The organism is Plantactinospora sp. A48, assembly GCF_055793945.1.
On record NZ_JBTIXF010000101.1, the window covers coordinates 1 to 14,438 of the forward strand.

The following is a 14,438-nucleotide window of genomic DNA, read 5'->3' on the forward strand; positions in this document are numbered from 1 at the left end:
CCCTCTTGCGGACAGAAAAAGGGTTTACAGGGAGAGGCAGTAGGTTGCTCTCCCTCCGCCGTTGACCCAGGGGGGGCTCCTTACCGACACCCCCAAACCCCCCACCGCACACCGAGACCAGCACCGACTGGAGGCCGACCATGACGGGGTACGCGTCGCGGCACGCCGCGACCGGCGACGGCCTGTCGGCCGCTGCGGCGCCGAGCCCATCGCCGGAACATCTGCCGCTGCGTCCGCTCTGGCTGTGCCGGTTGTGCGGCCAGCCCTGGCCATGCGGACGGGCCAAGCTCGCCCTGTTGTCCAGCTACCAGGACAGCCGGCTCAACCTGCTCATCTACCTTTCTGGCTGCCTACATGAGGCAATCGACGACCTGCACCGGCTCAACCCGAGCACCATCGGCGACGTCAGGAACCTGTTCGACCGCTTCCTCGGCTGGCCAACTCGGCACCGCAGCCGCCGCCGGCCCACGGACGGACCGCAGACACCGGAGAAGACATGACCGTCCGGGACATCGGGATCATCGCCAGGACGGGACAGCCGGCCATCAGCGGCGCGGGGCGGGACGGCCGCTGGGCTTACCCGGCGAGTTCGGTGCGTAGCTCGTGGGCACCGTCTGGCCGGGCGACCTCGTAGAACAGCCGGTACCCCGGGCCGTCCGGCCGGGGTAGCACGCTGAGGTAGCGCAGACCGCCGCCGGTGTACGTGGACCCGACCGGTGCGCGATCGTCGGCCGTGAACGGGCCGAACAGGCCGTCGGCATCGACGTCGGCGCGGGCGGTGCCGGTGCGCTCCTCGAAGTTCTCGGCCGCGGTGGCCCGCCCGTCGTAGCTGGCCATGATGCCGCCGGGGGTGGGGATGACGGCGCTGACCCGGGTACCCCGGGCATCCCACCGGCCGGGCCGACCGGACAGCACCGTGTCCCGCCAGGTCCAGGCGACGCCGTCCGGGCTGGTGGCGTACCGGGTGGTCATCCGGTCGGCGTGCTCGCTGGACTCCAGCGGGTGGCAGGAGGCCCAGAGGTGCCACCGGCCGCCGTGGTGCAGCAGGACCGGGTCCTTGACCCCCACGGTGTCGTCGCCGGGCAGCACCGTCCGGGCCGGCGCCGTCGGCAGTTCGCCCGGCTCGTCCGCCTCCAGCAGGTCCACCCGCCAGTGCTTCGTGCCCGGCGTGGCGCAGCTGACGTACAGTCGCCACCGGCCCTCGGGGGTGCGCACCAGGGCCGGACGTTCCAGCGACTCGGCACCGAAGCGGTGCTTGTCCACCTGTCCGATGGGCTCGAACGTCTCCCCGTCGGTGGACCTGGCTATCACGTTGGCCACCCCGCGACCCTCGCCGACCGGCCGGCGGAGGCGGTAGGCGAGATAGGTGACACCGTCGGCGTACGCCACGCTGGGCGCGCCGGCCCACGAGCCGACGCCGCCGGCGGGCGGCGCGACGACGACGGTCGAGCGTTCTCCGGTGGGGACGGGGAAATCGGGGATCCGAGGCACCATCGGTTGATCCTCTCAGCACCCCCGGACGAACGGGCCCCGGATCAGCCGTCCGGGGTGAACAGGCCCTGGATGCCGACGACGATGGCGATGATGCCGAAGATGGCGAGCAGCAGCCGGGCGCCGGTGACGGCGTGGCTCTTCGCCCGGGGGGCCGAGCCGGCGACACCGTCCGGCCGGGGCGCCGGGCGGCCGGTCAGCCGGTCCCACAGCAGGGCGACGCCCACGAGGATGCCGACCACCTCGAAGTGGAAGACCCGGGGCCCGGAGATGAGGTGGACGATCAGGTAGTACCCGCCGGTCACCAGCGCGACGATGCCGACCAGCCAGCCGAACGCCTCGATCCGACCGGCGGCCCGGCCGAGGTCGTCACCCACCCGGGGTAGCCGACTCAGCAGGGCGATGGCGAGCAGGAACCCGCCGACGATGTTGGCGAGGTCGAGCAACAAGGCCATGATCATGGATGGCTGTCCTTCACTGATCCCGGTGACAGGGTGATCGACGTCGATCGGATCTTAGTCTTGGCCCTCTGGTGCCCACTCTCGGTGCCCCGGAAACCGGGAGGTTCCGGTGGGCCGGTCAGCGGTCGACCAGGGCGTCGCGACAGGTCACCGGTCAGGCACCGAGGGTGTCCTCGCGGTCGCGGACCGGCGGCCGGGGGCGGCGCAACGGGTCATCGGCCCGGCGTCGGCGTCGGCCGGCGGGTGGCGGGCACCAGGACCAGCGCGGCGAGCAGCAGCACCGGGACGACCAGCAGCGCCCGCAGGGTGCCCTGTCGGTCACCGAGCAGCCCGACCAACGGTGGTCCACCGAGGAACGCCGTGTAACCGATCATCGCGACCACGCTGACCCGGGCCGGTGCCCGGTCCTCCTCGTCGGCCGCCGCGCTCATCCCGACCGGGAATCCCAACGACGCACCGAGACCCCAGGCCCCGACCCCGACCAGCGCGACCGGCCCGGACCCGCCGAGCACGGCGAGCAGTACCCCGCCCGCGGCCAGCCCGATCGTGCCGAGGAGCACGGGAACCCGGCCCCAGCGGTCCAGCGCGACGGTGCCGACCAGCCGACCAACGGTCATCGCGCCGACGAACAGCCCGAACACGGCGGCGCCGGCGGCCTCGCTGAAGTCGTACCCGTCGACGAAGGCAACCCCGACCCAGTCGTTGGCGGTCCCCTCGGTGAAGGCCATCACCAGCACGAACAGCCCGACCAGCAGGGTCCGGGGTTCACGCCAGGCGGCGAGGACGCCGCTGCCGCGACCCGCCCCGGGTCGCTCGTCGGGTTCGCCGGCGGCCCGGCTGGACAGGAAGCGGCGGGTGCCGGCGACCGTACCGGCGAGCACCACCGCCGCGACGGTGGCCAGGTGTACGGCGATGGGCACCCCGACGTGCGCGCTGGCCGCCCCGAGTCCGCCGCCGGTGACCGTACCCAGGCTCCAGGCCGCGTGGAAGCGCGGCATCACCGTGCGGGCGAGCCCGCGCTCGACGGCGGCTGCCTCGACGTTCATCGCCACGTCGCAGCCCCCGGAGCCGTAGCCGAGCGCGAGCAGCCCGATGGCCGTGACCGGGGTCGACGTCCAGACCGCCACGCCCAGGCCCGTCACGGTGAGCCCGACGGCCACCAGCAGGGTCGTCGCGACCACCATCCGGGCCGGGCCCAGGCGGTGTACCGCGGCGCCGGCGGTCGACATGGCCAGCACGGCCCCCGCCGACATGGCCAGCAGCACCAGGCCGAGCTGGCCGGCGCCGATGGACAGCTCGTCGCGGGCGGCCGGTATCCGGGCGAACCAGCTGGCCACGGCCAGTCCGTTGAGGCCGAACACCACCGCCACCCCGGTGCGGGCGGTCAGCAGTCGCCGTGCGTCTCGGGCTGTGGTGGTGGGTGGCTGTCGCACCGACGGCTCCTTCCGGTCAGGCCCGCTGTCCGTGGAGCTGGTCCGCCGACAGCGACAGGAGAGATCGACCGTACGCCGGCCAGCCTGGCGGGCCTGCGCCGAGGGCGGCATTTCGGCGGCCGGGTGGTATGGCGGCCGGGCGACCGCGGTTGACCGTATAGATCCAGCTCACTATGCTGGAAAGCGCTTTCCCGCATCCGGGGGGCAAAGCGCGCCGGCTCCGGCCGGCACCGCCCCCTCGGGCCGCCCCGGCGACCCGCACGTGCGCGCGTCGGCCGGGCCGGTCCGGCGCGAGGGCCCGTCTCCGATGGGCGTCCGGGTAGGAAGGGCCCGCCTCGGCACCGGCTGGGCACCGGTGTCGGCATCCGCGGGCCGTGATCCACGAACCCACAGGAGCAGGCAATGATCCATGGACAACGCCGCGGTGCGAAACGGATCTCCGCGGTGGTGGCGGTGGCGCTCGCCACGGCCGGTGTCGTGGCCACCGCGAACGCGGCTCACGCGGCGGCCGGTTGCCAGGTCGACTACGCGGTGGCCTCGCAGTGGCCCGGCGGGTTCACCGCGAACGTCAACCTCACCAACCTGGGCGACCCGCTCACCTCCTGGGCCGTCACCTGGTCGTTCACCGCCGGCCAGACGGTCACTCAGGCGTGGGGAGCCACCGTCACGCAGAGTGGCGGCAACGTCCGCGCCGAGAACGTGAGCTACAACGGCGGCGTCGGCACCAACGCCACGGTCTCGTTCGGCTTCAACGGCAGTTGGACCGGCAGCGGCAACCCGGTGCCGGCCAGCTTCGCGGTCAACGGCGTGACCTGCACCGGCGGGGTCACCCCCAGCACCGGCGCGCCGACGAGCGCGCCGCCGACGACCGCGCCGCCGACCAGTGCGCCGCCGACGACCGCACCGCCGACCAGTGCGCCGCCGACGAGCGCGCCGCCGACCAGTGCGCCGCCGAGCGGGACCCTGTACGTGTCGGCGACCGGCAGCGCGAGCGCCCCCGGCACCCAGGCGAGCCCCACCACGCTCGCCTCGGCCATCACCCGGGTCGCCCCGGGCGGGATGATCTACCTGCGCGGCGGGACCTACAACCTCGCGCAGACCATCACCATCGCGCAGAGCAACAGCGGCACCGCCAGCGCCCGGAAGAACCTGTACGCCTACCCCGGTGAGACCCCGGTGTTGAGCTTCGCGGCGATGAGCGAGAACTCGGCGAACCGTGGGCTGGCCCTGAACGGTTCGTACTGGCACCTCTACGGCATCGTGGTCGAGCGGGCCGGCGACAACGGCATCTTCGTCGGCGGCAGCAACAACATCATCGAACGCACGGTGACCCGTTTCAACCACGACTCGGGGTTGCAGATCTCGCGGATCGCCTCGGACACCCCCAAGGCCCAGTGGCCGTCCAACAACCTCGTGCTCAGCGCCGAGTCGCACGACAACGCCGACTCCGACGGTGAGGACGCCGACGGGTTCGCCGCGAAGCTGACCGCCGGGCCCGGCAACGTCTTCCGGTACGCGGTGTCACACAACAACATCGACGACGGCTGGGACCTGTACACCAAGACGGACACCGGTCCGATCGGCGTGGTGACCATCGAGGACTCCCTGTCGTACAACAACGGCACGCTCAGCAACGGCACCGTGAACACCAACGGCGACCGGAACGGCTACAAGCTCGGCGGCGACGACATCGCGGTCAACCATGTCGTCCGGCGCAGCATCGCCTACCGCAACGGCCATCACGGGTTCACCTACAACAGCAACCCGGGCAGCATGTCGATCTCGAACAACCTCAGCATCGACAACAAGGAGCGCAACTACTCGTTCGACGCCGGCACCTCGGTGTTCCGGAGCAACACCTCGTGCCGGTTCAGTGGCGGCGGATCGAACGACAAGACCGTCGGCAACGTCGACGGCTCCAACCAGTTCTGGTCCGGCTCGAACGGATCCCGGTGCTCCGTCTACTCGGGCGCGCTGGGCTGGTCCTTCGCCAGCGACGGCCACCTGGTGGTGACCCTGGGCGGTCGACCGGTGACGCTGTAACGCGGGTGTGGGTGTCGGGACGTCCCGGCACCCGCCCTTGCGCTTCAGGGGAAGATAAGCGTCAATGTATTGGTCGGTTTGTCGTCCGTGCCGCGGGGGAGTGCGAGTGTCTGTCACCGGAAGAGTTCCGCGTCGCCTGGTCGCCGGCACCGTGGTCGCCGCCCTGGTGAGCGCCGCGGTCGCGGTGGCCGCGCCCGCCGGGGCCAGCCCTCGGCCGCCGCACGCGGACAATCCGTACGCCGGGGTGCCGGGTTACGTCGACCCACAGTGGCGCGCGTTGGCCGAAAGCGTCCCGGGTGGCGGCCGGGTCTCGGGCAACCCCACCGGCCTCTGGCTGGACCGGACCGCCCGGATCGCCGGCGAACCGGGCGGGATGGGGCTGCGGGCCCACCTGGACGCCGCGCTGGCCCAGCGCGCCGGCTACGTGCAGGTGGTGCTGGACGACCTGCCCGCCCGGGACTGTGTCCGGCTGCGGCCCGCCGGTGACTTCGAGCTCGGTGAGGTGAGCCGCTACCAGCGGGAGTTCATCGACCCGATCGTGGCCATCGAGCGGGACCCGAAGTACCGGCGGCTGCGCATCATCAACGTGCTCGAACCCGAGGCCGTGCCGGCGCTGACCTACAGCAACGGCCCGTTGCTGTGCGACAAGGTGGCCGCCAGCGGTGACTACGTCACCGGCATCCGGTACGCGCTGGACCAGCTCCACCCGTACTCGAACCTCTACACGTACCTGGGTGCGGGCCATCACGCGCAGTTGGGCTGGGACCCCGAGCGGGTCGAGGCGGTACGCCTGCTCGCCAGCATCGTCGGTGGCACCCGGGCCGGGATGAGCGGCGTCGACGGCCTCATCGTCAACACCGCCGGCTACAGCGCCCTGGTCGAGCCGTACTTCACGGCGGACACCGTGGTCTACGGCACACCGGTGAAATACACCCGGTGGGTGGACTGGAACCCGTTCGTGGCCGAGCTGCCGTACGCCCAGCAGCTGCGGCGGGAGTTGGTCGCGGCCGGCTTCCCGGACGGACTCGGGGTGCTGATCGACACCTCCCGCAACGGCTGGGGCGGCCCGGGGCGGCCGACCGGCCCGAGTTCGTCGATCGATGTGAACACCTTCGTCGACCAGTCCCGCGTCGACCGGCGGATCTCGGCGGACAACTGGTGCAACCAGACCGGCGCCGGCCTCGGTGAGCGTCCGGTCACGGCGCCGCAACCCGGCATCGACGCGTACGTCTGGATGAAGCCGCCGGGCACCTCCGACGGCGCCGGTGACCCGGCTCAGGCCGGCGTCCCGGGCAGTGGGTTCGACTCGAAGTGCGATCCGGACTACCGGCCGCCGACGGCTTCCGGCTGGCCGCCCACCGGCGCGGCCCGGAACGCGCCACCGGTGGGTGCCTGGTTCCCCGCCGCGTTCGCCGAACTCATGACGAACGCCTACCCGCCGCTGCCGCCGAGCTGAGGCGTCGGCCGGTACGCCGCTGGCCGGGGCCCGCCTGGATGTCGCGGGAGCCCGGCCGGGGCGTCGCGGGCGGAGCCGGCTGAGCCGGCTGAGCCGGCTGAGCTGTCGCGGCTGAGATCCCCTGACGATCGACCTGGATCGCTTCGGCGCGTCTCACGTCATGAAACCTACTTGCCCGATAGGAAAACAAGGATAAAGCTGTGAGCATGGCAATGCAGAGCGCTCCGCTGGATGCCACCGCCGTCGCGGTGTCGCGGGGCTGCTGCCGCGGCTGGACCGCCGCGTGCGGCCGCTGCCGCTGACCGACCGCTTTCCTTCTCCGCGCCCAGCCGCCCACCGTCGGGCCCGGCCAACGCGGCTCCCACACCGTCTCGCGGCAGGTCCGCGCGCCCGTCCGGGCGCGCGGCCCGCGAACTCCCGCCGTCCGCTGACGCCCGATCGGCGTCCGCGTCCGCGCATCCGCCATCCAGGAGGAGGCACGCCATGTCCATCACCGCCGAACCCGCGACCACGTTGGATCCCGACGAACTGCGTGGCCTGCTACGTCACCAGGCCGCCGCCGTCACCGTGGTGACCGCCGCCGGTGACCCGCCGGTCGGGTTCACCGCGACCTCGTTCACCTCCGTCTCGCTGCGCCCCCCGCTGGTCTCGTTCTGCGTCGCGCACACCGCGTCGGCCTGGCCGGGGGTCAGTCGGGCGGACCACATCGCCGTACACCTGCTGGCCCACGGTCAGGACGAGGTCGCCCGGATCTTCTCGACCAGCGGCATCGACCGGTTCGCCCCCGGCCGTGCCGGCTGGAGCCTCGGCCCGCACGGCGTACCCGTGCTGCACGACGTCCTGGCCTGGCTGGTCGGCCGGGTCATCGGCCGGTTCACCGCCGGCGACCACGACATCGTCCTCGCCGAGCCGGTGGCCGCCGGTCAGGGCGCCGGGGGCGAGCCACTGCTCTACCACCAGGGGCGCTACGCGGCGTTGCGCGCCGACGCCGGATCCCCGTACCCGAAGGAGGCATGAGTGCCAACCATCCTGGACCGCCGGGCGTTCCTGGCCGCCGCGGTCGGTGCGACGGCCCTCACCCTGGCCGGCTGCGGCCGGGAGGGCATCGCGGTCACCGCGGCGGCGCTGAACGGCCCGCTCGCCGAAGAAGTGCCGGCCGGCACCAAACTCGTCGTCGGTGACAAGGAGCACCAGAAGGCGATCGAGTTCTCCGGTGAGGCGGCCAAGTTCACCTTCAAGGTGGAGTGGGCCAACATCAGCGGTGGACCGCAGACCCTGGAGGCGTTCCGCGCCCACGCGCTCGACCTCGGGGCGGTGGCCGACATCCCCCCGATCCACTCGCAGTGGACCAACATCCCCACCCGGATCGTCGCGGCACGGTTCCGTAAGGACCCGCTCAACCACGCCATCTACCGGCTCGGGATCGCACCGGGGGCGACCGTCACCGGCCTCGCCGACCTGCGCGGCAAGCGGATCGCCTACAGCCCCGGCCAGGCCCAGGGCGCGCTCGTGCTGCGGGTCCTGCACAAGGCCGGCCTGACCAAGGACGACGTCCGGCTGGTGGAACTGCCCAGCACCAACGACGTCTACCTCACCGCGCTGGCCAGCCGCCAGGTCGACGTGGCGCCGATCGGCGGCGTGCAGATCAAGCGGTACGAGGCCAGGTACGCGGCCGAGGGCGGCCGGACCATCGCGCACGGCCTGCGCGACGATCCCGGCCACCTCTACGCTCCCACCACCGTGCTGGCCGACGCCGGGAAGGCGGCGGCGATCCGCGAGTACGTCCAGCGGTGGGCCCGGGCGTGGGTGTGGCGGGAGACCCATCCGCAGGAGTGGATCGAGCGCTACTACGTCAAGGACCAGGGACTGACCCCGGCCGACGGGCGGTGGCTGGTGGACAACGCCGGCCGGTCCGACATCCCGCCGGACTGGACCGACGCCATCGCCCGGCACCAGGAGACCATCGATCTGCTGGTCAGGGAGACCGGCAACAAGCCGCTCCGGGCCGCCGATCTCTACGACCGCCGGTACGAGTCCGTCGCCGCGACGGCGATCAGCGCGCTGGGGGTGCGGTCGTGACCGTGGTGACCCGGCCGGCGCCGGCCACGCTGCGCCCCGCCTCCCGTACCCGGATCGTGCCCGCCCGCCGTCGACGGCTCGGCCCCGGCCGACCCATCCGGTTCGGCTCGGCCGTCGGTCCACTGCTGCTGCTGGCGCTGTGGTCGGTCGGCTCGGCCGCCGGCTGGATCGACCCGCGGATCCTGTCCGCGCCGTGGACGGTGGTGACCACCGCCGGCGACCTGATCGCGGACGGCCGGTTGCCGGCCAACCTCGCGGTCTCCGCCCAGCGCGCCGGACTGGGCCTGGCCTTCGGCGTCGTCATCGGCACCGCCGTCGCGCTGGTGGCCGGGCTGAGCCGCTGGGGCGAGGCGGTGCTCGACGGCCCGATCCAGATCAAGCGCGCCATCCCCGCCCTGGCCCTCCTGCCGCTGCTCATCCTCTGGCTGGGCATCGGCGAGCAGATGAAGGTCACCACCATCACCCTGGGCGTGTTCGTGCCGATCTACCTGCACACCCACAACGGGCTGCGCGGGATCGACGCCCGGTACGTGGAGCTGAGCGAGTCGCTGCGGCTGCGGCCGGCCGTCTTCCTGCGGCGGGTCGTGCTCCCGGGGGCCCTGCCCGGCTTCCTGCTGGGCCTGCGCTTCGCGGTGGTCGCCGCCTGGCTGTCGCTGGTGGTGGTCGAGCAGATCAACTCGACCAGCGGCATCGGCTACATGATGGACCTGGCCCGCCAGTACGGCCAGACCGACGTCATCATCGTCGGCCTCGTCCTCTACGGCCTGCTCGGGCTGCTGTCCGACGGCGCCGTCCGGCTCGTGCAGAGGAGGGCCCTGGCATGGCGGCGCACGCTGGCGGACTGACCCTCGCCCCGGCCGTCCGGGTCCGGGGACTGACCCGGCGGTTCGGCGGTCGCGACGTGCTCGCCGGTCTGGACCTCGACATCCGGGGCAGCGAGTTCGTGGCGTTGCTGGGGCGGAGTGGTTCCGGCAAGAGCACCCTGCTGCGGGCGCTCGCCGGCCTGGACCACACGGTCACCGGCGACGGCGTGGTCGAGGTGCCGGACAACTCGGCGGTGGTGTTCCAGGACGCCCGGCTGCTGCCCTGGCAGCGGGTGCTGGCCAACGTGGTGCTCGGGCTGCGCGGCCCGGACGCCACGGCCAGCGGCCGGGCCGCGCTGGCCGAGGTCGGGCTCGCCGACCGGGAACGGGCCTGGCCCGGTCAGCTCTCCGGCGGCGAGCAGCAGCGGGTGGCCCTGGCCCGGGCGCTCGTCTCGGAGCCGGCGCTGCTGCTGGCCGACGAGCCGTTCGGCGCGCTGGACGCGCTGACCCGGATCCGGATGCACGGCCTGCTGCGCGAGCTGTGCGCCCGGCACCGGCCGGCCGTGCTGCTGGTGACCCATGACGTGGACGAGGCGGTCGCGCTGGCGGACCGGGTGCTGGTGCTCCAGGACGGCCGGATCGCCGTCGACCAGACCATCGACCTGCCCGCGCCCCGGTCGCCCCGGCACCCGCGCTTCCAGTCGTACCGCAATCTGCTGCTGACCGCGCTCGGCGTGGCCGAGACGGAAGGATGACCCGTGCTGCACCTCAACGCGTTCCTGATGGGTGTCGGCCACCACGAGGCCGCCTGGCGGCTGCCGGAGAGCGACCCGTTCGCCCAGACCGACGTCGAGCATTTCAAGCGGCTGGCCCGCATCGCCGAACGGGGCAAGCTCGACTCCCTCTTCCTGGCCGACAGCCCGGTGCTGTGGAACAGCATCGGCCGCCGGCCGTCCGGCACGCTCGAACCGACGGTGCTGCTCACCGCGCTCGCCGGTGCGACCAGCCACATCGGACTGATAGCCACCGCCTCCACCACGTACAACGAGCCGTTCAACCTGGCCCGGCGGTTCGCCTCGGTGGACTTCGTCAGCGGCGGGCGGGCCGGCTGGAACATCGTGACCACGGCCGGTCTGGACGCGGCCCGCAACTTCAACCTCGACGAACTGCCCGCGCACCGGGACCGCTACGAACGCGCCGCCGAGTTCGTCGAGGTGTCGTTGAAGCTCTGGGACAGTTGGGACGACGCGGCGCCGCTGGGCGACAAGGCGGCCGGCCGCTGGGGCGACGACGACCTGCTCTACCCGCCGAACCATCGGGGCCGGCACTTCAAGGTCGCCGGCCCGCTGAACCTGCCCCGTTCGCCGCAGGGCCACCCGCTGCTCGTCCAGGCCGGATCGTCCGAGGACGGCAAGGTGCTGGCCGCCCGGTACGCCGAGGCGGTGTTCACGGCCCAGCAGACCCTGGCCGAGGCGCAGGCGTTCTACCGCGACCTCAAGCACCGGACGGCCCAGGCCGGCCGGGACCCGGACACCATCAAGATCCTGCCCGGGATCGTGCCCGCGATCGGCGCGACGGAGGCCGAGGCCCGCGCGTTGGAGGAGGAACTGGACCACCTGATCAAACCGGAGTACGCCCGGCGGCAGCTCGCCAACACGCTCCGGGTCGACCCCGACCGGCTCGAACTGGACGCCCAACTGCCCGACGACCTGCCCGACGAGGACGAGATCGAGGGCGCCAAGAGCCGCTACACCCTGATCGTCGCGCTGGCCCGGCGGGAGCGGCTGACCGTCCGGCAGCTCATCGGCCGGCTCGGCGGCGGGCGCGGCCACCGCACCTTCGCCGGTACGCCGGAGCAGGTCGCCGACGCGATCGCGCACTGGTACGCCAACGGCGCCGCCGACGGGTTCAACATCATGCCGCCGGTCCTGCCCTCCGGGCTGACGGCGTTCGTCGACCACGTCGTGCCGATCCTGCAACGTCGCGGCCTGTTCCGCACCGAGTACACCGGCCGGACCCTGCGCGAGCACTACGGGTTGGCCCGGCCGGTCAACCGGTCCGCGGCTCCGGCCGTGGCCCTGGCGCACTGACCGGTGACCGCCGAGACCCAGGAGGTGCCCCGTGAGTTCCGAATTCCTCTGGTACATCCCGAACCAGGTCCATCCCGGTCACCGTGGTGACGACGTCGTCGAGAACCACAACAGTCTGGAGACCCTGACCAGCCAGGCCAGGGCGCTCGAGGCGCACGGCTGGGGTGGGGCGCTCATCGGCACCGGTTGGGGTCGGCCCGACACGTTCACGGTCGCCACCGCGCTCGCCGCGCGGACGACCACGTTCCAGCCGCTGATCGCGATCCGGCCCGGCTACTGGCATCCGGCGAACTTCGCGTCCGCCGCGGCGACGCTGGACCAGCTCACCGGCGGACGGGTGCTGATCAACATCGTCTCCGGCAAGGACAACCTGCGGGCGTACGGCGACAGCGAGGGTGACCAGGCCGACCGGTACGCCCGGACGAAGGAGTTCATCCAGCTCGTCCGCCGGCTGTGGGCCGAGGAGAACGTCACCTACGACGGCCGGCACTTCAGCGTCGTCGACTCGACGGTGGTGCCCCGGCTGGCGCCGTACGGCGACCGTACGCATCCCCGGCTCTACTTCGGCGGTGCCTCGGCGGCGGCCGAGCGGGTGGCCGCCACCGAGGCCGACGTCCAGCTGTTCTGGGGTGAGCCGCTCGACGGGGTCGAGGAACGGATCGACCGCCTCAGGCGGCTCAGCGAGAGCCTGGGCCGCGAACATCCGCCGCTGGAGTTCGGGCTGCGGATCACCACGCTGGTCCGGGACACCAGCGAGCAGGCCTGGGCCGACGCCGAGGCCAAGGTCACCGCGCTGGCCCGGGCCGCCGACGGTGTCGAACGCGACCGGCGGTGGCACGCCGCCGTCGGTCAGCAACGGCTGCTGGAGCTGACCACCCGGGGGGAGGTGCTCGACGACAATCTCTACACCACGCCCGGCCGGTTCGGTGGGGGTGGGGCCGGCACCACCTGGCTGGTGGGCTCGGCGGAGGAGGTGGCGAAGTCGCTGCGCCGGTACGAGCGCCTCGGCATTCGCCACTTCGTCCTCTCCGACACCCCCTACCTCCCGGAGCTCAAGCGGCAGGGTGACCGGCTTCTTCCGCTACTGCGCGGCTGACTGGGTGCAGGTCATGGTGATCCGGCCGGTCGCCGTGCCAGTCCAGACCATCATCCCGAACGTCGTCGAAGCGCCCGGTGCCAGCGTCCCGTTGTACGAGGCGTTGCGGACCACGACGTCGGAGCCGTAGGTCGTCAGCACGCCGTTCCAGAGCGCCGAGATGCGCTCGTCACCGGTCCACCGCCAGGACACCTGCCAACCCCGCAGCGGCTGGGTGCCGGTGTTGCGGACCTCGACCGTGGAGACGTAACCGCCGGTCCAGGAGTTGTCAATCTTGAAGGTGGCGCCGCAGGCCGACTGGGCCGTGGTCCGCGCCGGTCCGCCCACGACGTACGGATCCCGCCGACCCTCGGCGTCGGTGTACCGGAACCAGTAGGCGGTGTCGGGGGTCAGCCCGTCGATCGTCACGGTCCCGCTGCGTTCCGGTCCGGAGGTGCCGGTGGCCACCGGGTTCAGCCACTGCCTGGCGTCCTCCTGACTGGTGAAGAGGCTGACGGTGATCGGCGGGTTGTAGCCGCAGGGCGGGGCGAACAGGATCGAGTAGCTGACGGTCAGGCTCGTGGCGGTCGCTGCCGTCACCTGGCCATAGATCGGCAGCGCCGGTGGACAGGTCACGATGATCGTCGGCGTCGGGGTGGCTATCGGGGCAGCCCCGGCCGTCCCGGACCAGCCGGCCAGGGGCAGCGCCACCGCGACCAGCACCGCGCTGAGTTTTCGAAGCATCCGTACCTCCTTGTCGCGGACCCCCGGCCGGGACTCGGCGACGGGCGGCCCGACCGGACTGCTCGACGTCGGCGGCGGGCGGCGGGCCACGATTGCTGTCCACCCCCGACACGCCGGGGATCCGCCGGGTACGGCGGATCCCTGGTCGGCTGAGGGACAGTCTGGCATTTGTTGAACATTGATTCAAGTAAATGTTGGGTGGGGCCAGGGGTCCGTCCGGCCCCACCCGGGTCGTACTATCGCCGGCTCCACTGCTGATTGGCGCCGCCGTTGCAGGACCACAGGATCAGTTTCGTCCCATTCGCCGTTCCGGCACCGTTCGCGTCCAGGCACAGCCCCGACTGTTGGCCGGTGATCGTGCCGTTGGAGTTGACGTTCCACTGCTGGTTCGCCTGACCGTTGCAGTCCCAGACGATCACCGTCGTGCCGTTGCTGGTGCCCCCGCCGTTCGCGTCCAGACACTTGTTCCCGGACGTCTGGAACTGCTTGCCGGAGGTGTACGTCCAGGACTGGTTGCTCCCGCCGGAACAGTCCCACAACTGCACCTGGGTGCCGTTCGTGGCGGACGAGTTCGGTACGTCGACGCAGCGCCCGGACTGGCCGCCCACGATCTGCTGGCCGGTGGTCGGCGGTGGGGTGGTGCCCGGGTCACCGATGCTGCCGGGGACGGTGCGTAGGGCGTTGTACCAGACGGCTGCCATTTTGTCGTAGCCGTTGGCGGTGGGGTGGATTCCGTCGATGAGGTCGGCGGTGGTGAGGGCGG

General features: G+C 72.2%; 14 protein-coding genes. 9 read left to right on the forward strand and 5 right to left on the reverse strand.

The window, feature by feature from the left end; translation table 11 throughout:
• The first annotated feature begins 140 nt into the window (after positions 1 to 140).
• On the forward strand, positions 141 to 500 hold the full coding sequence (locus ACXN5W_RS29255; protein ID WP_473161614.1) for a hypothetical protein: 360 nt from the start codon (positions 141 to 143) through the stop codon (positions 498 to 500).
• 76 nt (positions 501 to 576) lie between these two features.
• On the opposite strand, the gene ACXN5W_RS29260 is transcribed toward ACXN5W_RS29255, so the two are convergent.
• The 3 genes from ACXN5W_RS29260 to ACXN5W_RS29270 all read right to left on the reverse strand — a co-directional run bounded on the left by ACXN5W_RS29260 (position 577) and on the right by ACXN5W_RS29270 (position 3,343).
• Positions 577 to 1,494, reverse strand: coding sequence for a glycoside hydrolase family protein (locus ACXN5W_RS29260; protein WP_473161615.1), 918 nt, complete (start codon positions 1,492 to 1,494; stop codon positions 577 to 579).
• 41 nt (positions 1,495 to 1,535) lie between these two features.
• A complete protein-coding gene (locus ACXN5W_RS29265) occupies positions 1,536 to 1,952 on the reverse strand; it encodes a hypothetical protein (RefSeq protein WP_473161616.1) in 417 nt (138 codons plus the stop codon).
• 212 nt (positions 1,953 to 2,164) lie between these two features.
• Positions 2,165 to 3,343, reverse strand: coding sequence for an MFS transporter (locus tag ACXN5W_RS29270; protein WP_473161627.1), 1,179 nt, complete (start codon positions 3,341 to 3,343; stop codon positions 2,165 to 2,167).
• Between the two features lie 444 nt (positions 3,344 to 3,787).
• On the opposite strand from ACXN5W_RS29270, the gene ACXN5W_RS29275 reads away from it, so the two are divergent.
• The 8 genes from ACXN5W_RS29275 to ACXN5W_RS29310 all read left to right on the forward strand — a co-directional run bounded on the left by ACXN5W_RS29275 (position 3,788) and on the right by ACXN5W_RS29310 (position 12,952).
• The gene (locus tag ACXN5W_RS29275) at positions 3,788 to 5,428 is read left to right on the forward strand and encodes a cellulose-binding domain-containing protein (protein ID WP_473161617.1); all 1,641 of its coding nucleotides are present in this window, start codon (positions 3,788 to 3,790) and stop codon (positions 5,426 to 5,428) included.
• Between the two features lie 106 nt (positions 5,429 to 5,534).
• Positions 5,535 to 6,884 carry a glycoside hydrolase family 6 protein gene (locus ACXN5W_RS29280; RefSeq protein ID WP_473161618.1) on the forward strand — a complete coding sequence of 450 codons (1,350 nt, stop codon included), beginning with the start codon at positions 5,535 to 5,537 and terminating at the stop codon, positions 6,882 to 6,884.
• A 483-nt stretch (positions 6,885 to 7,367) separates the two neighbouring features.
• Positions 7,368 to 7,901 (forward strand): flavin reductase family protein, encoded by a 534-nt coding sequence (locus ACXN5W_RS29285; protein ID WP_473161619.1) that lies wholly within the window; start codon positions 7,368 to 7,370, stop codon positions 7,899 to 7,901.
• Positions 7,902 to 8,963, forward strand: coding sequence for an ABC transporter substrate-binding protein (locus ACXN5W_RS29290; RefSeq protein WP_473161620.1), 1,062 nt, complete (start codon positions 7,902 to 7,904; stop codon positions 8,961 to 8,963).
• Positions 8,960 to 9,808: an ABC transporter permease gene (locus tag ACXN5W_RS29295; protein ID WP_473161621.1), complete on the forward strand. Its 849-nt coding sequence runs from the start codon at positions 8,960 to 8,962 to the stop codon at positions 9,806 to 9,808. The genes ACXN5W_RS29290 and ACXN5W_RS29295 overlap by 4 nt, the downstream gene beginning before the upstream one ends.
• Positions 9,784 to 10,521 (forward strand): ABC transporter ATP-binding protein, encoded by a 738-nt coding sequence (locus tag ACXN5W_RS29300; RefSeq protein WP_473161622.1) that lies wholly within the window; start codon positions 9,784 to 9,786, stop codon positions 10,519 to 10,521. Before ACXN5W_RS29295 ends, ACXN5W_RS29300 begins: the two co-directional genes overlap by 25 nt.
• Positions 10,522 to 10,524: 3 nt before the next feature.
• Positions 10,525 to 11,856 (forward strand): LLM class flavin-dependent oxidoreductase, encoded by a 1,332-nt coding sequence (locus ACXN5W_RS29305; protein WP_473161623.1) that lies wholly within the window; start codon positions 10,525 to 10,527, stop codon positions 11,854 to 11,856.
• A gap of 31 nt (positions 11,857 to 11,887) precedes the next feature.
• Positions 11,888 to 12,952 (forward strand): LLM class flavin-dependent oxidoreductase, encoded by a 1,065-nt coding sequence (locus ACXN5W_RS29310; protein WP_473161624.1) that lies wholly within the window; start codon positions 11,888 to 11,890, stop codon positions 12,950 to 12,952.
• On the opposite strand, the gene ACXN5W_RS29315 is transcribed toward ACXN5W_RS29310, so the two are convergent.
• On the reverse strand, positions 12,938 to 13,675 hold the full coding sequence (locus tag ACXN5W_RS29315; RefSeq protein ID WP_473161625.1) for a cellulose binding domain-containing protein: 738 nt from the start codon (positions 13,673 to 13,675) through the stop codon (positions 12,938 to 12,940). The two genes, ACXN5W_RS29310 and ACXN5W_RS29315, sit on opposite strands and share 15 nt — an antisense overlap.
• A gap of 236 nt (positions 13,676 to 13,911) precedes the next feature.
• Positions 13,912 to 14,438: RICIN domain-containing protein (locus tag ACXN5W_RS29320; protein WP_473161626.1), on the reverse strand; the 527-nt coding region annotated here is incomplete at its 5' end.

What these genes read in the sequence shown, in the direction of transcription:
- ACXN5W_RS29315 (WP_473161625.1), bottom strand. Translation starts at nt 13,675, where the DNA reads ATGCTTCGAAAACTCAGCGCGGTGCTGGTCGCGGTGGCGCTGCCCCTG.
- ACXN5W_RS29255 (WP_473161614.1), top strand. Translation starts at nt 141, where the DNA reads ATGACGGGGTACGCGTCGCGGCACGCCGCGACCGGCGACGGCCTGTCG.
- ACXN5W_RS29265 (WP_473161616.1), bottom strand. Translation starts at nt 1,952, where the DNA reads ATGATCATGGCCTTGTTGCTCGACCTCGCCAACATCGTCGGCGGGTTC.
- ACXN5W_RS29275 (WP_473161617.1), top strand. Translation starts at nt 3,788, where the DNA reads ATGATCCATGGACAACGCCGCGGTGCGAAACGGATCTCCGCGGTGGTG.
- ACXN5W_RS29300 (WP_473161622.1), top strand. Translation starts at nt 9,784, where the DNA reads ATGGCGGCGCACGCTGGCGGACTGACCCTCGCCCCGGCCGTCCGGGTC.
- ACXN5W_RS29260 (WP_473161615.1), bottom strand. Translation starts at nt 1,494, where the DNA reads ATGGTGCCTCGGATCCCCGATTTCCCCGTCCCCACCGGAGAACGCTCG.
- ACXN5W_RS29285 (WP_473161619.1), top strand. Translation starts at nt 7,368, where the DNA reads ATGTCCATCACCGCCGAACCCGCGACCACGTTGGATCCCGACGAACTG.